Annotated in this window: 29 protein-coding genes; all 29 read right to left on the reverse strand. The window is 56.4% G+C overall.

All coding sequences use genetic code 11. The annotated features are described in order from the left end of the window. Window positions 1-115: 115 nt before the first annotated feature. The 29 genes from rplQ to rpsJ all read right to left on the reverse strand — a co-directional run bounded on the left by rplQ (window position 116) and on the right by rpsJ (window position 15,009). Window positions 116-544, reverse strand: a complete 429-nt coding sequence (gene rplQ / locus HY298_04800) for a 50S ribosomal protein L17 (GenBank protein ID MBI3849596.1) — start codon at window positions 542-544, stop codon at window positions 116-118. Window positions 545-555: 11 nt separating this feature from the next. Next, entirely contained in the window at window positions 556-1,575 is a 1,020-nt protein-coding gene (locus HY298_04805; GenBank protein ID MBI3849597.1) for a DNA-directed RNA polymerase subunit alpha, read from the reverse strand. A gap of 162 nt (window positions 1,576-1,737) precedes the next feature. Continuing rightward, a complete protein-coding gene (gene rpsD, locus HY298_04810) occupies window positions 1,738-2,349 on the reverse strand; it encodes a 30S ribosomal protein S4 (protein ID MBI3849598.1) in 612 nt (203 codons plus the stop codon). A gap of 29 nt (window positions 2,350-2,378) precedes the next feature. Continuing rightward, entirely contained in the window at window positions 2,379-3,005 is a 627-nt protein-coding gene (gene rpsK, locus HY298_04815) for a 30S ribosomal protein S11 (protein ID MBI3849599.1), read from the reverse strand. A gap of 8 nt (window positions 3,006-3,013) precedes the next feature. Continuing rightward, complete coding sequence (gene rpsM / locus HY298_04820; GenBank protein MBI3849600.1) at window positions 3,014-3,409, reverse strand: 30S ribosomal protein S13; 396 nt, start codon at window positions 3,407-3,409, stop codon at window positions 3,014-3,016. Between the two features lie 6 nt (window positions 3,410-3,415). Beyond that, window positions 3,416-3,529 (reverse strand): 50S ribosomal protein L36, encoded by a 114-nt coding sequence (rpmJ, locus tag HY298_04825; GenBank protein ID MBI3849601.1) that lies wholly within the window; start codon window positions 3,527-3,529, stop codon window positions 3,416-3,418. Between the two features lie 2 nt (window positions 3,530-3,531). Next, complete coding sequence (infA, locus tag HY298_04830; protein ID MBI3849602.1) at window positions 3,532-3,756, reverse strand: translation initiation factor IF-1; 225 nt, start codon at window positions 3,754-3,756, stop codon at window positions 3,532-3,534. Then, window positions 3,717-4,493, reverse strand: a complete 777-nt coding sequence (map, locus tag HY298_04835; GenBank protein MBI3849603.1) for a type I methionyl aminopeptidase — start codon at window positions 4,491-4,493, stop codon at window positions 3,717-3,719. Before map ends, infA begins: the two co-directional genes overlap by 40 nt. A gap of 10 nt (window positions 4,494-4,503) precedes the next feature. Next, entirely contained in the window at window positions 4,504-5,880 is a 1,377-nt protein-coding gene (gene secY / locus HY298_04840) for a preprotein translocase subunit SecY (GenBank protein ID MBI3849604.1), read from the reverse strand. Between the two features lie 24 nt (window positions 5,881-5,904). Further along, window positions 5,905-6,378, reverse strand: a complete 474-nt coding sequence (rplO, locus tag HY298_04845; GenBank protein ID MBI3849605.1) for a 50S ribosomal protein L15 — start codon at window positions 6,376-6,378, stop codon at window positions 5,905-5,907. A gap of 4 nt (window positions 6,379-6,382) precedes the next feature. Then, window positions 6,383-7,003: a 30S ribosomal protein S5 gene (rpsE, locus tag HY298_04850; GenBank protein ID MBI3849606.1), complete on the reverse strand. Its 621-nt coding sequence runs from the start codon at window positions 7,001-7,003 to the stop codon at window positions 6,383-6,385. Window positions 7,004-7,047: 44 nt separating this feature from the next. Next, window positions 7,048-7,413 (reverse strand): 50S ribosomal protein L18, encoded by a 366-nt coding sequence (locus HY298_04855; protein MBI3849607.1) that lies wholly within the window; start codon window positions 7,411-7,413, stop codon window positions 7,048-7,050. Between the two features lie 48 nt (window positions 7,414-7,461). After that, a complete protein-coding gene (gene rplF / locus HY298_04860) occupies window positions 7,462-7,998 on the reverse strand; it encodes a 50S ribosomal protein L6 (GenBank protein ID MBI3849608.1) in 537 nt (178 codons plus the stop codon). 19 nt (window positions 7,999-8,017) lie between these two features. Continuing rightward, window positions 8,018-8,404, reverse strand: a complete 387-nt coding sequence (gene rpsH / locus HY298_04865; protein ID MBI3849609.1) for a 30S ribosomal protein S8 — start codon at window positions 8,402-8,404, stop codon at window positions 8,018-8,020. A 4-nt stretch (window positions 8,405-8,408) separates the two neighbouring features. Next, window positions 8,409-8,678 (reverse strand): 30S ribosomal protein S14, encoded by a 270-nt coding sequence (gene rpsN, locus HY298_04870; protein ID MBI3849610.1) that lies wholly within the window; start codon window positions 8,676-8,678, stop codon window positions 8,409-8,411. 3 nt (window positions 8,679-8,681) lie between these two features. Beyond that, entirely contained in the window at window positions 8,682-9,227 is a 546-nt protein-coding gene (gene rplE, locus HY298_04875) for a 50S ribosomal protein L5 (GenBank protein MBI3849611.1), read from the reverse strand. A 70-nt stretch (window positions 9,228-9,297) separates the two neighbouring features. Beyond that, window positions 9,298-9,576: a 50S ribosomal protein L24 gene (locus HY298_04880; GenBank protein MBI3849612.1), complete on the reverse strand. Its 279-nt coding sequence runs from the start codon at window positions 9,574-9,576 to the stop codon at window positions 9,298-9,300. 4 nt (window positions 9,577-9,580) lie between these two features. Further along, window positions 9,581-9,946, reverse strand: a complete 366-nt coding sequence (rplN, locus tag HY298_04885) for a 50S ribosomal protein L14 (protein MBI3849613.1) — start codon at window positions 9,944-9,946, stop codon at window positions 9,581-9,583. 16 nt (window positions 9,947-9,962) lie between these two features. Next, window positions 9,963-10,265, reverse strand: coding sequence for a 30S ribosomal protein S17 (rpsQ, locus tag HY298_04890; GenBank protein MBI3849614.1), 303 nt, complete (start codon window positions 10,263-10,265; stop codon window positions 9,963-9,965). An 11-nt stretch (window positions 10,266-10,276) separates the two neighbouring features. Continuing rightward, window positions 10,277-10,474, reverse strand: coding sequence for a 50S ribosomal protein L29 (rpmC, locus tag HY298_04895; protein ID MBI3849615.1), 198 nt, complete (start codon window positions 10,472-10,474; stop codon window positions 10,277-10,279). Window positions 10,475-10,487: 13 nt separating this feature from the next. Beyond that, a complete protein-coding gene (rplP, locus tag HY298_04900) occupies window positions 10,488-10,907 on the reverse strand; it encodes a 50S ribosomal protein L16 (protein ID MBI3849616.1) in 420 nt (139 codons plus the stop codon). A 21-nt stretch (window positions 10,908-10,928) separates the two neighbouring features. After that, on the reverse strand, window positions 10,929-11,597 hold the full coding sequence (gene rpsC, locus HY298_04905; protein MBI3849617.1) for a 30S ribosomal protein S3: 669 nt from the start codon (window positions 11,595-11,597) through the stop codon (window positions 10,929-10,931). A gap of 7 nt (window positions 11,598-11,604) precedes the next feature. Then, window positions 11,605-11,958, reverse strand: a complete 354-nt coding sequence (gene rplV, locus HY298_04910) for a 50S ribosomal protein L22 (protein ID MBI3849618.1) — start codon at window positions 11,956-11,958, stop codon at window positions 11,605-11,607. 4 nt (window positions 11,959-11,962) lie between these two features. Then, window positions 11,963-12,244 carry a 30S ribosomal protein S19 gene (rpsS, locus tag HY298_04915; protein MBI3849619.1) on the reverse strand — a complete coding sequence of 94 codons (282 nt, stop codon included), beginning with the start codon at window positions 12,242-12,244 and terminating at the stop codon, window positions 11,963-11,965. A gap of 11 nt (window positions 12,245-12,255) precedes the next feature. Continuing rightward, window positions 12,256-13,101, reverse strand: a complete 846-nt coding sequence (rplB, locus tag HY298_04920; protein ID MBI3849620.1) for a 50S ribosomal protein L2 — start codon at window positions 13,099-13,101, stop codon at window positions 12,256-12,258. A 13-nt stretch (window positions 13,102-13,114) separates the two neighbouring features. Further along, window positions 13,115-13,396 (reverse strand): 50S ribosomal protein L23, encoded by a 282-nt coding sequence (gene rplW, locus HY298_04925; GenBank protein ID MBI3849621.1) that lies wholly within the window; start codon window positions 13,394-13,396, stop codon window positions 13,115-13,117. Window positions 13,397-13,403: 7 nt separating this feature from the next. After that, window positions 13,404-14,030, reverse strand: a complete 627-nt coding sequence (rplD, locus tag HY298_04930) for a 50S ribosomal protein L4 (protein ID MBI3849622.1) — start codon at window positions 14,028-14,030, stop codon at window positions 13,404-13,406. Window positions 14,031-14,039: 9 nt separating this feature from the next. Then, window positions 14,040-14,696: a 50S ribosomal protein L3 gene (rplC, locus tag HY298_04935; protein ID MBI3849623.1), complete on the reverse strand. Its 657-nt coding sequence runs from the start codon at window positions 14,694-14,696 to the stop codon at window positions 14,040-14,042. 4 nt (window positions 14,697-14,700) lie between these two features. Beyond that, a complete protein-coding gene (rpsJ, locus tag HY298_04940; GenBank protein ID MBI3849624.1) occupies window positions 14,701-15,009 on the reverse strand; it encodes a 30S ribosomal protein S10 in 309 nt (102 codons plus the stop codon). Between the last annotated feature and the right edge of the window lie 5 nt (window positions 15,010-15,014).

A 15,014-nucleotide genomic window follows, 5' to 3' on the forward strand; every position in this document is an offset into this window, starting at 1 on the left:
TACACTGCCTACACAGGATCGGCACCAAATCCAAGATTTATCTCCAAGAGAGAATGTAATTTGAAAAAGAAAAGCCCGTTCTTGCGAACGGGCCGTGCGATAATTCAAACTCCGTTTACTTTGCGGCGTCCGTGGTCTTGGTTTCCGCCGCGCCCTCGGCTTTCGCCGGTTCAGGAGTCGCTTCAAAGGGAACATCCACCCATTCCAGAATCGCCAGTTGTGAGGCGTCGCCCTGACGTTGATGCAATTTGACGATGCGAGTGTAACCGCCGCGCCGCTCCTTTTGCGTGGGAGCAATTTCGTTGAACAGGATTTTGACGGCATCTTCCTGGTGCAACCGCGCGGCGGCAAGACGGCGATGCTGGATGGTTCCCTTTTTCCCGAGCGTGACCATTTTCTCCGCCACGGAACGGGCGGCCTTGGCCTTCGCGAGCGTGGTAGTCACTCGCCGTTGCTTGATAAGACTACAAACCAGGTTGGCCAGCATCGCATTGCGATGCTCGCCGGTGCGGCCCAGTTTGGCAGTTCGCTTAAGGTGTCGCATAAAACGTTTCGTTACTCAGTCGGCGGCTTGACTTCATCCTTGGGCGCTTCGAGCAATTCAGGCGGGAAACTCATGCCCAAGGTCAGGCCCAGGGTCGTGAGCTTTTCCTTGATTTCGTTGAGTGATTTCTTGCCGAAGTTGCGGTACTTGAGCATCTCCGCCTCGGTCTTCATCGCCAACTGGCCGACGGTGGTGATGTTGGCGTTGTTCAGGCAGTTGGCGGCGCGCACGCTGAGTTCGATTTCGTTGACGCTCATGTTGAGCAGCTTCTTCATGCGCACGTTTTCCTCGTCCTGCTTGTCCACGACTTCTTCAAACTCAACCGCGTTCTTGTCGTACCCGACAAATACGTCGAGGTGATGCTGCAAAATGGCGGAGGCCTGCGTCAGCGCATCGTCGGGCGTGATGCGTCCGTCCGTCCAGATTTCCAGGAGCAACCGGTCGTAATCTGTCCGCTGGCCGACGCGGGCGTTTTCCACCTCGTATCGTATCCGAGTGACGGGTGAAAAGAGGGAGTCGATGGCAATGACGCCGATGGCCTGGTTGGGTTTCTTGTTCTCATCACCGGGACAAAAACCGCGACCGACCTTGACCTCGAGTTCCATCTCAAACTTTTTCTTCTTGTCCAGCGTGCAAATGATCTGGTCGGGATTGACCAGCTCGACATTCTGGTTCAACTGGATGTCCGCCGCGGTCACTGCGCCTTCCTTGTTGGCGGAAAGCAGGAGCGTTTGCGGCTCGCGGGAATGCGCCTTGAACAGAATTTTTTTGAGGTTTAACACGATATCGGTGACATCCTCCACCACACCGTCAATGGTGGCGAACTCGTGCATGGCGCCGTCCACTTTGATGGAAGTGATGGCCGCGCCTTCGAGCGAGCTCAAAAGCACGCGGCGGAGCGAGTTGCCGATGGTGTAGCCGTAACCGGTTTCAAACGGTTCGGCGACAAACTTGGCATAGGTTTCAGTGGCGGTTGAATCTTCCCGGGTCAACCGTTTGGGCATTTCGAAACGACCTAGACGTACTGGCATAGTTTTCCTTTCAACAATTTTAAACTGATTCTTCCGGCTCGTTATTCCCGCGTGCCGGAACAACCCATATAATTGTTTGGGGTGAAGAAGCGATGGGACAATGAAGCATTGCGCCGGCAACAGTCCAAGATTCCAACATTCCAACACTCCGTTTTCATTTGATTAGCGGGAATAAAATTCGACGACGGCCTGCTCGTTGGCAATCGGTTGGATCTCGTCACGGGACGGGATGCGCATCACGACGCCTTTGAACGCGTCTTTGTTCAACGAGAGCCAATCCGGCACCGCGCGGCTGGTGGCGACTTCCAAACTCTTGGTCGCCAGTTGCCGGGAGACGGTGGAGTCCTTGACTTCGACCACATCATTCACCTTCAGCGCGTAAGACGAAATGCTCACCTTGCGGCCATTCACCTTGACGTGACCGTGACCGACCATCTGTCGCGCTGCGGCACGGGTATTACCAAATCCGAAGTGAAAAACGACGTTATCCAATCGCGTCTCCAAAATCTGCAGCATCGTCTCGCCAGTGACGCCGCGTCGCTTCAGCGCGCGTTCGTACACGCCGCGGAACTGGCGTTCCATCAAACCGTAGTAGTAACGCAGCTTCTGCTTCTCAATCAGACCCAAACCGTAATCCGTGTGCTTGCGGCGCGCGGATTTGGGACCATGCACGCCCGGGCCGTAATTTTTACGTTCCAGATATTTTGACGGGCCGAAGATCGGCGTGCCGAAACGACGGCTGATGCGAACACGAGGACCTGTATAACGAGCCATACTTAAAGTTGAGAGTTGAGTGTTGAGTGTTACACGCGGCGTTTCTTGCGGGGACGACACCCATTATGCGGCACCGGTGTGACGTCCTTGATGGTGGTGATTTCCAGACCAATCGCCTGCAAGGCGCGGATGGCGGATTCGCGACCTGAACCCGGGCCTTTGACACGGACTTCAATCTCCCTCATGCCGTGCGACATGGCCTGCCGGGCGGCGTCCTGCGCCACCTGTTGCGCGGCGTAGGCGGTGCTCTTGCGCGAACCCTTGAAGGAAACCCGGCCGGCACTCGACCAACCCAACAGATTCCCGTGGAGGTCGGTGATGGTTACCAAGGTGTTATTGAAAGTGGCAAGGATATGCGCGATCCCTGAAGTAATATTTTTAGCGCCCTTTGCCTTGATGACTTTTTTGCCAGCAAGGTCGTCGGCGAGCAACTCAGCCGCGGTCGGGGCAACACCTGCCGCAGCCGGGGCAACGCCTGCTACTGGTTCCGCCGGCTTGTTCGCTTCCGCGCCTGCGACGGGCGGTGCGCCTTTCTTTTGCGCCTTGGGGGCGGCTCCATCGGCACCGGATTTTTCGACGGGTTTTTCTTCAGCGGCCGCCGGAGCGGGCTTGCCCTCTTTTTTTGACGGCGACTTCTTTTTTGGTTCTTCAGCCATAATAATAATTAGTGGATGCCTGTCTTAGCCTCAGGGTTGCGCTGGACGCCGACGGTCTTGCGCGGGCCTTTGCGGGTGCGGGCATTGGTGGAGGTGCGCTGGCCGCGCACGGGCAAGCCGCGCAAGTGCCGGATGCCGCGGTAGCTCTTGATGCCTTGCAGCCGCTTTAGGTTCATGCCGATTTCCCGGCGCAAATCGCCTTCGATGACGTACTTGCCGTCCTGGATGGCATGCACAATCTGGGATAACTGTTGTTCGTCCAGGTTCTTGGCGCGGATGCTGGGGTCAATTTTCGCTTTCTCCAGAATGACCTTCGCGTTGCTGGGACCGATGCCGTAAACGTAACGGAGCGCGATGTCGATGCGCTTTTCTCCGGGAATCTCTACTCCAATGATGCGTGCCATAAACTCTTATCCCTGTCGTTGTTTGTGGCGTCGATTCGTGCAAATGACACGAATGACGCCCTTGCGTTTGATGACTTTGCAATGCTCACAAAGTTTTTTGACCGACGCGCGAACTTTCATACTTAAATTTGTTTCTGTTCCAAAGTAATACAGCCTTTCGACAAATCGTAAGGCGACATTTCCAACGTCACTTTGTCTCCGGGCACAAACCGCGCAAAGTTCAGTCGCATTTTACCCGACACATGCGCCAGCACCCGATGTCCATTGGACAATTCCACCCGATACATCGTGTTCGGGAGGACTTCGACTACCGCACCTTCAAGGCGGATGGCATCTTCTCGGGCCATGTCAAAATCTCCGGTTCTGATTCCGTCACCAAAACCGTATGCTCAAAATGGGCGGATAGTGAACCATCTTGCGTCACCACTGTCCAGCCATCATTTAGGACTTTTACCGCTGCCGTCCCCGCGTTGACCATCGGCTCAATGGCCAGCGTCATGCCCGGTTGCAACTTCTGATTGGCCTTGCTGTCCACATAGTTCGGCACTTGCGGGTCCTCATGCATCGAACGCCCCACCCCGTGACCGACGAATTCCCGGACGACATTGTATCCGTTGCCTTCGACAAACCTCTGGATGGCGCGGGAAATATCACTAACCCGCTTGCCCGGAACGGCCTGGGCGATTCCTTCGTACAACGCCCGTTCCGTCACGTCCATCAACCGCTGTGCCGCAACGCCGCAGCCACCCACCGCCACCGTCCGCGCCGTGTCGCCGATGAACCCGTTGTAAACCACGCCCACATCCAGACTGATGATGTCCCCGAACGTCACCCGCCGTTCATTAGCCAGGCCGTGCACCACCTGCTCGTTCACGGAAATACACATGTTGCACGGAAACTTTCGATAACCCAAAAACGCGCTCTTCGCGCCGTGGCTTCGAATCCGTTCAGCAGCGAACAGGTCGATCTGTCGCGTCGTCACTCCCGGTCGGATGAACGCCGAAACTTCCTCGAGCACCGTGCTGGCGACGGCGCAAGCCGGTCGCATCGCCGCAAGGTCCCGTTCGCTTTTTAGAATGATCATGGTCGCTGGCCTAAAACCGACCCTTGAGACGACCCTTCTTCAAGAACCCATCGTAATGCCGCATCAAGAGGTGCGATTCCATCTGCCGCATCGTATCCAACAACACACCCACCGTGATCAACATGCTGGTGCCGCCAAAGAATTGCGCCACGGGGTAGGGCACCGTCATCTCGCGATACAACAGAATCGGGATCACCGCAATGACCGTCAAAAAGATCGCGCCCGCCAGCGTGATCCGGTGCATTGAATTGTGCAGGAAATTGCTCGTGCCCTGCCCCGGTCGCACGCCCGGAATGTAGCCGCCGTTTTTCTTCAGGTCGTCGGCGATCTGCAATTCGTTGAACTGCGTCGCCACCCAGAAATAGGAGAAGAACAGAATCATCAGAGCGTACAATGAAATATACACAAAAGCTCCCTCTTGCAGGTAACGGGAAATGTCCACCAGGAATTTCAAATTCAGACTTTGTCCCAAGAATTGAAATATTTTCTGCGGAAACATCAGGATGGCTTGTGCGAAAATAACCGGCATGACGCCGGCATAATTCACCCGCAACGGCAGAAACGAACTGCCGCCGGAGTAAACCTTGCGCCCTACCGCGCGTTGCGCGTACTGCACGGGAATTTTCCGCTGCGCTTGTGTCACGGCGATGACGCCAGCAATCACTCCAGCCAGAAGCAGTACCAACGCGATGGCGTGACCGAGGTTGAATTTCGATTCCATTCCGCCGCCGGGAAAAAACATGTCCTTCACGCCCACTACCGCCTGCGGCAGACGCGCCAGAATACCGATTGTAATCACCAGCGAAACTCCATTGCCGATGCCGCGGTCGGTGATTTGTTCCCCCAACCACATCAACAGCAATGTACCAGTAGTCAGTATCAATACCGTCTGAATGCGATACCAAAGCATGCTGTCGTACATCACGAGTTTGCCAACGAAGCCGGGAAAAACACTGGCCGGGTTTTCCCAACCAATCGCCATCACCAACCCCTGCCCAAGACACAGAATCACCGTCAAATAGCGTCCGTACTGGATCATTTTGGCGCGGCCTCCCTCTTCGCGCGCCAGTTTGCTCAACGTGGGAACGACAGCCGTGAGCAATTGAATGATGATCGTGGCGCTGATGTAGGGCATGATCCCCAAAGCACCGACGGCGCAATGTTCCAACGCACCTCCGGTGAACATGCTGTACATCCCCAGCAGCGAGTTGCCGGACTTGGCCGCAGTTTTGAAATATTCCGTCAGTGCCGCTCCATCCAATCCGGGAATCCGAATCAACGCCGACAACCGGCAAATTCCCAAAACCGCCAGCGTAAAAATAATCCGCGATTTGAGTTCCGGAATCTTGAAACAATTCCGAAAGGTGTTGGCGATGGCGGATAACATGCGCGGTGCAGGAGGAGTGGATCGCTAGGCCGGAGTCGGTTCGTCCTTCTTGCGGCCGGCGATTTCGCACGTTCCGCCCAGCCCCTCGATCTTCGTGCGAGCCGAGGCGCTGAAGGCGTGGGCATTGACGGTCAGTTTTTTTGAGAGTTCGCCCTGGCCAAGAATTTTTACACCCGCGCCGCGGCCATTTGCCAGACCCACGCTGCGAAAGGCCGTTTCATCCACCCGCGCGCCGTCGTCAAACTTGTTCAAGTCGCCCACGTTCACCGGGATGTAGCTCACCGTATGGCGGGCATTGTTGAAGCCGCGCTTGGGAATGCGCCGTATCAACGGCATCTGACCGCCTTCAAAACCGATGCGGATCGAGCTGCCAGATCGCGCAGTCTGACCCTTGCCACCGCGACCGCTGGTTTTTCCGTGACCACTGGATTCACCCTGGCCAAGCCGCTTGCGACGGTGCTTGGCGCCGGGACGGGGTTTAAGATCGTGTAAGCGCATAAATTCAGGCGGTGGTCGCCGCGGTCTCCTCAGTCTTCTCAATTTTCTCCGGTCGCTTCAGGGACAGGCCGCGACCACGATAAATTTCCTCCCGCAGACGAAGTCGTTGCAGACCGGTGAGCGTCGCTTTGACGACATTGGCCGGATTGCTTGAGCCGAGGGATTTGCTCAATACATCCTTGATGCCGACGGATTCCAGCAAGGCCCGGACCGTCTTGCCAGCAATAACTCCGGTGCCGGGAGAAGCGGGACGCAATAAAATATGCGCGCCACAATAGTGGGATTGGATTTCGTGCGGGATGGTATTGTCTCTGATGGCGATCTTCACCATATTCGAACGAGCGAACTCGCCACCCTTGCGGATGGCATCCGCCACCTCGCTCGATTTGCCCAAACCGATGCCGACGCTGCCCTGCTTGTCCCCCACCACCACCAGAGCACTGAAGCTGAAACGGCGGCCGCCTTTGACGACTTTGGAATTGCGGTTGATAAAAACCACCTTTTCGGAAACCTCAGCCGCCGGTTTTCCGTCGATTAAAAGTTCGGCAACCTCCGGCGGCCCTTTGCCGCGACGCGGACCCCGGCCACCGCCACCGCGTCCGCCGCTGCCGCGCCCGCCGCTAATGCTGTCTTTGTTTATTTCAGCCACAGATGTATCTCCTGGTTAAATTAGAATTGCAATCCGGCTTCCCGCGCCGCATCGGCCAGGGCTTTGACCTTGCCATGAAAACGCGCGCCACTGCGGTCGAACACGATTTGTCTGATGCCCTTGCTCTGGGCCGCTTCCGCCGCCAGCGCGCCGATGCGCTTGGCGCTGGTTACATTCGCGCGGAGTTTGTCCCGGTCGGGTATCGACTTGCTCACTGTCGACGCCGAGGCCAGCGTCACACCCGCCGTGTCATCCACAAACTGGACGCAAATATTCTTGTTGGTAAAGCGGACGCTCATCCGGGGGCGTTCCTTCGTGCCAACGATTTTCTTGCGAATGCGCCAATGACGCAATTTCGCCAATCTTTGTTTTGTTTCCGTTCTCATTTCAATGGGTCACGGGTTTGGCCATGACTTTTCACTTTGCAAATCTTGTTATTGAACCGTTTTGCCTTCCTTGCGCACGACCTTCTCACCTACGTAGCGCACGCCTTTGCCCTTGTACGGTTCAGGCGGATAGAAGCTGCGAATTTCCGACGCCACTTGTCCCACCACCTGTTTGTCCGGACCTTCGATCGTCAACTTTGTGTTTTCCACCACTGTCACCTTGATCTGGTCAGGTATTTGATAAAGGATGGGATGCGAGAAGCCGAGGCTCAGGTTGACGTTCTTCCCTTGCACCGCAGCTTTGAAACCGACGCCCTGAATCTCCAATTGCTTGGAAAACCCTTCACTCACACCTTTTATCATGTTGTTGAGAATCGAACGGCTCAACCCGTGGAGCGCCTTGTCCTGCGCAGCCTCGCCTTGGCGACTCACAACCACATTGGCACCTTCAACTTTGGCCGACGCGCGGCTCGGCAATTCAAAATCGAGTTTTCCCTTAGGCCCTTCGACATGCACACGCTGGCCTTTGACATCCACTTTCACCTTGGGCGGAATGACAATCGGCTGTTTTCCAATTCTTGACATAAAAACTAAGGACAAAAAGTTACCAAACGTAGCAGAGCAACTCGCCGCCGAGATTTTGTTTGCGGGCCTCGATGCCGGTCATGACGCCCTGCGATGTCGAAACAATCGCCATGCCCATGCCCCCCAACACGCGGGGAATTTCGGTGGCGCCGACGTACCGGCGCAAACCTGGCGTGCTCACGCGGCGTAATCCCTCGATCACGCCCTTGCGGCCCTGATATTTGAGCTTCAATTTGATCTTCTTAAAGGGTTTCCCCTCAACCGCCACTTCGGCGATGTAACCTTCCCGCTTCAGGATGTTCGCAATGCTTGCCTTCATCTTGGAATGCGGCAGTTCAACGACGGGCAGCAACGCGCTGTTGGCGTTGCGGATGCGGGTCAACATGTCGGAAATCGTGTCTGTCATAAAATCACCAACTGGCTTTCGTCACGCCGGGAATCAAACCATTCATCGCCGCTTCGCGGAACGTCATGCGCGAACAGTTGAACTTGCGCAGATACCCGTGTCGCCGTCCGCTCATCTCGCAGCGATTCACGACGCGCGAAGGACTGGCGTTGCGCGGCAGTTTGCTCAACCCGGCGTAATCCCGCCTGGCCTTCAACTCCGCCCGCATTGCGGCGTACTTTTTAACGGTTTCGCGCTTCTTCTTGTTGCGCTCTATCCATGCTTGCTTGGCCATAAATCATCTTCCTTCGGCAAACGGCATGCCCATCATTTTCAACAGGTCCAAGGCTTCCGCATCGGTGCGAGCGCTGGTCACAATCGTGATGTCCATGCCCTGTTGCCGTTTAATCTTGTCCAGTTCAATCTCCGGAAAAATCGTCTGATCCGAGACGCCCAACGAATAATTCCCGCGTCCGTCAAATGAACGGGTTGAGATGCCGCGAAAGTCGCGGATGCCCGGCAACGCCACGGCGATCAGCCGGTCAAAAAACTCATACATGACTTCGCGTCGCAACGTCACCCGGCAACCGATGGCCTGGCCCTCGCGCAATTTGAAGTTCGCGATGCTTTTGCGCGACTTGCTGATGACCGGTTTGCGCCCGGTGATCACACTCAGGTCTTTCGCGGCGTCCTCGACGGCGCCCTTTTCCGACGAAGCGCTCACGCCCATGTTGACGACGATCTTCTGAATGCGCGGCACCTGGTTAACATTCTTGTACCGCTGCTTCTCGATCAAAGCCGGCCGCACTTCGTTCATGTACTTTTCGTAAAGTCTTGGTTTCATTTCGCTGTTTCCCGGATTTTGCCGGAGCGTTTTTCCTATTTCTTAATCGTAATCTTAATCTGAATCTTAATCAGGCCTCTGCCGTCACCGCGGTGCCGTGTCGGGCCGCGCGCGCATCAAAGTTTTCCGCCTTCATCACATTGGATATGTGAACCGAGCCTTCACGCTCAATGATGGCACCCTGCGGATGTTGCTGGCTCTTGCGCATGTGCTTCTTGATCATTTGCACGCCTTCCACAATCACGCGTTGCTTCTTGGCCAGGATGGTGATGATCTTGCCGCGCTTGCCTTTTTCAGTGCCGGCAATCACCACCACTTCATCGCCTTTTTTTACATGAAATCTTGTCATAACTTCAAATCACTTCCGGCGCCAGCGAAACAATTTTCATGAACTTTTTGTCCCGCAACTCGCGGGCGACCGGGCCGAAAATGCGCGTTCCCCGGGGATTGTTTTCCTGGTCAATGATGACAATGGCGTTGCTGTCGAACCGGAGATACGAACCATCGCTGCGGCGGATCGGCTGGCGCGTGCGCACCACCACCGCATCCACGACTTCGCCTTTTTTGACGGTGCCATCCGGTGACGCTTCCTTGATGTGGGCCTTGATGACGTCGCCGATGCCGGCATAGGCCTGATTGCGGCCGATCACGCCGATTGCCGCGGCGCGTTTTGCGCCCGTATTGTCAGCCACATCTAAAATGGAACGGATTTGTAACATAAATTTCCCGAATCGCTCAGCCTACCACCGGAGCGGCATCAGTATTGCGCCCGATGACTTCCACCAGACGCCAGCGTTTGGTTTTGGACATCGGACGGGTTTCCTGAATCCGCACGTGGTCGCCCACGCCGGCTTCGTTCTTCTCATCGTGCGCGTAAAATTTGCTGTAGCCGGTGACGACCTTCTTGAAGCGCGGATGTTGAAAGCGGCGCTCCACCTCCACCACGATGGTCTTGGCCATCTTGTTGGAGATGACCTTGCCCTCGCGCTCCTTGCGGTGGCCGCGCTTTACTGGCTCTGTATTTGCAGTTTCTACCATAGACAATTTTCTCACGCCGCCTGCTTCCGCATTTGGGTCATACGCGTTTCGATCCGCGCAATGTCCTTGCGCAAAAGCCGCAGGCGGTTCGGCTTTTCCAACTGGCCGCCGGTTTGTTGCAACCGCAGGTTGAACATCTCCTGCCGCAAATCACGGCTCTTGGCCGTCAATTCGACCGGCGTCAAATCTTTCAGTTCCGACATCTTCATGCTTCACTCCAGACTAACCGATTTTGTGGCGCGAAATAAACTTGGTCTTGATCGGCAGCTTGGTCGCCGCCAGCCGCAAGGATTCGCGCGCCACCGCTTCCGTCACGCCATCCACTTCAAACAGCACATTGGCCGGGCGAATCACCGCCACCCACGATTCCAGCGGCCCTTTGCCTTTGCCCATCCGCGTTTCGAGTGGCTTCTTAGTGTACGATTTGTCCGGGAAAATCCGGATCCACATTTTGCCGCGTCGCTTCATGTTGCGGTTGATCGCCACGCGCGCCGCCTCAATCTGCTTCGTGTCGAGCCAGCAGCGCTCCAGCGACTGCAAGCCGTACTCGCCGAACGCCACGGTCTGGCCGCGTGAGGCCATCCCCGTGCGACTGCCGCGGTGCATTTTGCGATACTTAACTCTGGCGGGCATCAATGGCATAAAGAATCCTTCGCAATAAAATCAACTGCCGGTTTCACCGGTCATTGAGGTGGCAGGCTTTTCCTCCTTGTGTTCACCTTTGCAGATCCAGCATTTGATTCCCAGTTTGCCGTAAACGGTGTTGGCTTCGGCAAAACCGTAGTCAATGTTCGCGCGCAAGGTATGCAGCGGCACGCGGCCTTGATGATACTGCTCCACCCGGGCGATTTCCGCGCCGCCCAATCGGCCGGCACAACGCAGCTTGACCCCTTCCGCGCCAAAATCCATCGTGGTTTGCAAGGCTTTCTTCATGGCGCGACGAAAAGAAACGCGCCTCTCCAACTGCAGCGCGACATTTTCCGCGACGAGTTGCGCGTCAAGTTCCGGCTGCTTGATTTCCTGGATGTCCACATAAACTTCCTTGCCGGTCATGCGGCTCAATTCTTCCTTGAGCTTGTCAATCTCAGCGCCTTTGCGGCCGATCACCACGCCGGGGCGGGCGGTGAAAATGGTGATGCGGCAACGATTGGCGGCGCGTTCGATCTGAATGCGCGGGACGGACGCCGATTCAAGCTTCTTCTTGAGAACGTCGCGAATCTGGCGATCTTCCGAGAGCAGCTTGCCGAATTCTTTTTTCTCGGCGAACCACTTGGAACGCCAGTCCCGCGTAACGGGCAGGCGAAAGCCGACTGGATTTGTTTTTTGACCCATAGTTCAGTTATTCGTCTGACAAAATGATTTTGATGTGACAACTCCGTTTCAAGATCGGACCCGCCGATCCGCGCGCCTTGGGAATCATGCGTTTGATCGTCGTCGCTGTGCCTGCCACGGCTTCCTTGATCCAAAGGCTGTCCGTATCCATATCCCGGTATTCTTCTTTGTGTTCCTTGAGGTCGTCCGCGTTGGCGATTGCCGACTTCAAGGTCTTGGCGACAAAGCGGGCGGACTTGCGCGGCACAGCAGCGAGGATCGACTGTGCCTGACGGGCCGGCAGCCCTTGAATCTGGCGCACGACTTCGCGCATCTTCTGCGCCGACATGCGCACGTTCTTGGTGATGGCCTGAACTTCCATAAAATTATTTTGCTTCGGCCTTGGCCGTGTGAGCGCCGTGTTTCTTGAATATGCGGGTCAACGAAAACTCACCGAGTCGATGGCCCACCATGTTTTCCGTGACGAACACCGGATTAAAAATCTTGCCATTGTGCACGTTGAACGTGTGCCCCACGAACTCCGGCGTGATCATCGACCGCCGCGACCACGTCTTGATCGGCTTCTTGGCGCCAGCCGCATTGAGCTTCTGGATTTTCTCCATCAGATGGCCATCGACAAACGGCCCTTTTTTAATTGAACGTCCCATAGTCTGAAAATTTATTTCTGTTTCATTGGCCGCCCATCGCGCCGCACCAGAATGAATCGATTGGTCCACTTGCTCCGGGTGCGGGTCTTGTAACCCTTCGTGATCACGCCCCACGGCGTCACGGGATGTCCGCCGCCGGAAGTCTTGCCGGCGCCGCCGCCCATCGGATGGTCCACCGGATTCTTCGCGACCGCGCGACTCAATGGCCGGATGCCCCGATGCCGGCTGCGGCCCGCCTTGCCCAACACCACATTTTCATGCTGAGTGTTGCCCACCTGACCGATGGTGGCGTAACAATCCTCATGCACCCGGCGGATTTCGCCCGACGGCAGGCGCACGAGCGCATAGCCTTCGTCGCGCGACATCACCGAAGCCGCCGCGCCCGCGGTCCGGACCATTTGCGCGCCCCGGCCCGGGATCATCTCCAGATTGTGGATCGGAATGCCGATCGGGATTGATTTTAACGGGAGCGCGTTGCCAATTTCTGGCGGCGCACCCGGTCCGCTCATTACTTTAACCCCAACTTGAATGCCACTCGGCGCGATGATGTATCGCTTCTCACCATCCTTGTATTCCAGCAACGCCAGACGCGCCGTGCGGATGGGGTCATACTCAATCGCGGCCACGGTCGCTTCGACGCCGCGCTTGTTGCGCTTGAAATCCACGAGCCGATATTTTTGCTTGTGGCCGCCGCCGATGCCGCGACTGGTCACGCGCCCATAACTGTTCCGGCCGCCGGTCTTCTTGCGAATCTGAACCAGGCTTTTTTCCGGCCGCGATTTGGTAATGTCGTCGTTCGACGCGATGGTGATGTATCGCGTTGAGGGCGTCAGTGGTCTGAAAATTCTTACTGGCATAACATCAAATTGTTCAGGTCAGGCTGATTTTGTCGCCGGCCTTCAAGGTCACAATCGCCTTTTTCCAGTCCGGCGCCCGGCCCGCCTGCGACGTTCGCTGGCGGCGAAATTTGCCGCGCACATTCAGCGTGTTCACCCGAAGCACCTTGACCTTGAACAGTTCCTGCACGGCCTGGCGGATTTGGATCTTGTTCGCCCGCCGGTCAGCCACCACGGTGTATTGATTCAGCTTTTCGCCCTGGAGCGTTCCCTTTTCGGTCAGGCGAACGGTCTTGATGATTTCAAATGAGTTCATGGCGAAATTATTCCTTGTTCAAGCGGGCCTCGATTTTTTCAAACGCGCCCCGGGTGAACAACAACTTGTCGTTACGCAACACCTGATAAGTATTCAGCGCATCGCTGGTCGTCAGTTCGACGGTGGGGATGTTGCGGGAAGCCAGCGTCAAATTCTTATCCACGGCCGGCGAAATCACCAGCGCCGTGCCGCTGATTTGGAGCGCCGACAATAGGCCAATGAATTCCTTGGTTTTGGGCGACGAAAGATTCAACTCATCCACCACCAAAACATCGCCCGCGTTCAACCGTTCGGTGAGCGCCTTGCGCAAAGCCAGTTGCCTGGTGGAGCGCGAAACTTTCTTGCTGAAGTCGCGCGGTTTCGGACCGAATACCACGCCGCCACCGCGCCAGAGTGGAGAACGGAACGAGCCGGCCCGCGCGCGACCCGTGCCCTTCTGCCGCCACGGCTTCTTGTTGGTGCCCGCCACTTCGCCGACGTTTTTGGTGCAGGCCGTGCCGCTGCGTTGGGCGGCCTGATAGGCCACCACCACGTCATGGACCGCCTGCGTGCCCTTGCCATTTTCGATGAGCGGAAACTTCACTTCCAACTCACCCTGGCTGTTCCCTTTAGTGTCTTTGACTGTCAATTTCATGGGAGTCCGTTATTTGTTGCCGGCCGCGGCCGCCGCTTTGGGATTTTTCTTGGACTCGCGAATCACCACGTAGTCGCCCTTTGCGCCCGGGATCGCACCTTTGATCAGCAAGACGTTGTCGGCTTCCCGCACTTGAATCACCTGCAAATTCTGGGTCGTGCGGCGCACCCGCCCCATGTGGCCGGGCATCCGCATCCCACGCATGACCGTGCCTGGAAACAAACGCTGGCCGATGGCACCGCCACGACGACGCCAACCCTTCGCCCCGTGCGACGCGTCACCACCACGGAAATTGTGTCGCTTCATCACACCTTCAAAACCGCGCCCCTTCGTGACGCCGATGGCATCGACAAAATCGCCGGCCGCAAAAACGGTTGGCCCAAGGATATCGCCAGGTTTCACGGCGAGAGTGAAGTCGCGGAATTCCTGGATGCGCTTCACCGGCGCGGCATTGTGCTTTTTGATGTGACCGAGCAATCCCTTGGTGAGCCGTTGTTCCTTTTGATCGCCAAAACCAAGTTGCACCGCATTGTAACCGTCGGTCTCCTGCGTTTTGCACTGGATGACGCGATTCGGACCGACGAGCACAATGGTGACCGGGATCAAGACGCCTTTGTCGTCATAGACGCGCGTCTGACCGAGTTTTTTTCCAAGTAACCCAAGCATAAAATCAGATCTTGATGGTGATGTCCACACCGGCCGGCAGATTCAACTTCTTCAATTCGTCCACCGTTTTGGCCGTCGGCTCGATGATGTCGAGCAGACGTTTGTGCGTGCGCTGTTCAAAAGTCTCCTGCGATTTCTTGTCCGAGTGAGGCGAACGGAGCACGGTGAAGCGTTCGATGCGCGTCGGCAAAGGGATCGGGCCGGCCACCCGTGCGCCCGTCCGCTTGACCGTGTCCACGATGTCGCGCGTGGACTGGTCGATGACCCGATGGTCGTAAGCTTTCAGTCGAATGCGAATGCGTTGTCCAGCCATATAAA

Source organism: Verrucomicrobiota bacterium (assembly GCA_016200005.1).
Taxonomy (GTDB): domain Bacteria; phylum Verrucomicrobiota; class Verrucomicrobiia; order Limisphaerales; family PALSA-1396; genus PALSA-1396.

Excerpts from the sequence above, each read along its gene's own strand:
- rplQ (MBI3849596.1), bottom strand. The coding sequence starts at position 544 with ATGCGACACCTTAAGCGAACTGCCAAACTGGGCCGCACCGGCGAGCAT.
- HY298_04805 (MBI3849597.1), bottom strand. The coding sequence starts at position 1,575 with ATGCCAGTACGTCTAGGTCGTTTCGAAATGCCCAAACGGTTGACCCGG.
- rpsD (MBI3849598.1), bottom strand. The coding sequence starts at position 2,349 with ATGGCTCGTTATACAGGTCCTCGTGTTCGCATCAGCCGTCGTTTCGGC.
- rpsK (MBI3849599.1), bottom strand. The coding sequence starts at position 3,005 with ATGGCTGAAGAACCAAAAAAGAAGTCGCCGTCAAAAAAAGAGGGCAAG.
- rpsM (MBI3849600.1), bottom strand. The coding sequence starts at position 3,409 with ATGGCACGCATCATTGGAGTAGAGATTCCCGGAGAAAAGCGCATCGAC.
- rpmJ (MBI3849601.1), bottom strand. The coding sequence starts at position 3,529 with ATGAAAGTTCGCGCGTCGGTCAAAAAACTTTGTGAGCATTGCAAAGTC.
- infA (MBI3849602.1), bottom strand. The coding sequence starts at position 3,756 with ATGGCCCGAGAAGATGCCATCCGCCTTGAAGGTGCGGTAGTCGAAGTC.
- map (MBI3849603.1), bottom strand. The coding sequence starts at position 4,493 with ATGATCATTCTAAAAAGCGAACGGGACCTTGCGGCGATGCGACCGGCT.
- secY (MBI3849604.1), bottom strand. The coding sequence starts at position 5,880 with ATGTTATCCGCCATCGCCAACACCTTTCGGAATTGTTTCAAGATTCCG.
- rplO (MBI3849605.1), bottom strand. The coding sequence starts at position 6,378 with ATGCGCTTACACGATCTTAAACCCCGTCCCGGCGCCAAGCACCGTCGC.
- HY298_04855 (MBI3849607.1), bottom strand. The coding sequence starts at position 7,413 with ATGAGAACGGAAACAAAACAAAGATTGGCGAAATTGCGTCATTGGCGC.
- rplF (MBI3849608.1), bottom strand. The coding sequence starts at position 7,998 with ATGTCAAGAATTGGAAAACAGCCGATTGTCATTCCGCCCAAGGTGAAA.
- rpsH (MBI3849609.1), bottom strand. The coding sequence starts at position 8,404 with ATGACAGACACGATTTCCGACATGTTGACCCGCATCCGCAACGCCAAC.
- rpsN (MBI3849610.1), bottom strand. The coding sequence starts at position 8,678 with ATGGCCAAGCAAGCATGGATAGAGCGCAACAAGAAGAAGCGCGAAACC.
- rplE (MBI3849611.1), bottom strand. The coding sequence starts at position 9,227 with ATGAAACCAAGACTTTACGAAAAGTACATGAACGAAGTGCGGCCGGCT.
- HY298_04880 (MBI3849612.1), bottom strand. The coding sequence starts at position 9,576 with ATGACAAGATTTCATGTAAAAAAAGGCGATGAAGTGGTGGTGATTGCC.
- rplN (MBI3849613.1), bottom strand. The coding sequence starts at position 9,946 with ATGTTACAAATCCGTTCCATTTTAGATGTGGCTGACAATACGGGCGCA.
- rpsQ (MBI3849614.1), bottom strand. The coding sequence starts at position 10,265 with ATGGTAGAAACTGCAAATACAGAGCCAGTAAAGCGCGGCCACCGCAAG.
- rpmC (MBI3849615.1), bottom strand. The coding sequence starts at position 10,474 with ATGAAGATGTCGGAACTGAAAGATTTGACGCCGGTCGAATTGACGGCC.
- rplP (MBI3849616.1), bottom strand. The coding sequence starts at position 10,907 with ATGCCATTGATGCCCGCCAGAGTTAAGTATCGCAAAATGCACCGCGGC.
- rpsC (MBI3849617.1), bottom strand. The coding sequence starts at position 11,597 with ATGGGTCAAAAAACAAATCCAGTCGGCTTTCGCCTGCCCGTTACGCGG.
- rplV (MBI3849618.1), bottom strand. The coding sequence starts at position 11,958 with ATGGAAGTTCAGGCCATCACCAAGAACGTGCGCATGTCGGCGCAGAAG.
- rpsS (MBI3849619.1), bottom strand. The coding sequence starts at position 12,244 with ATGGGACGTTCAATTAAAAAAGGGCCGTTTGTCGATGGCCATCTGATG.
- rplB (MBI3849620.1), bottom strand. The coding sequence starts at position 13,101 with ATGCCAGTAAGAATTTTCAGACCACTGACGCCCTCAACGCGATACATC.
- rplW (MBI3849621.1), bottom strand. The coding sequence starts at position 13,396 with ATGAACTCATTTGAAATCATCAAGACCGTTCGCCTGACCGAAAAGGGA.
- rplD (MBI3849622.1), bottom strand. The coding sequence starts at position 14,030 with ATGAAATTGACAGTCAAAGACACTAAAGGGAACAGCCAGGGTGAGTTG.
- rplC (MBI3849623.1), bottom strand. The coding sequence starts at position 14,696 with ATGCTTGGGTTACTTGGAAAAAAACTCGGTCAGACGCGCGTCTATGAC.
- rpsJ (MBI3849624.1), bottom strand. The coding sequence starts at position 15,009 with ATGGCTGGACAACGCATTCGCATTCGACTGAAAGCTTACGACCATCGG.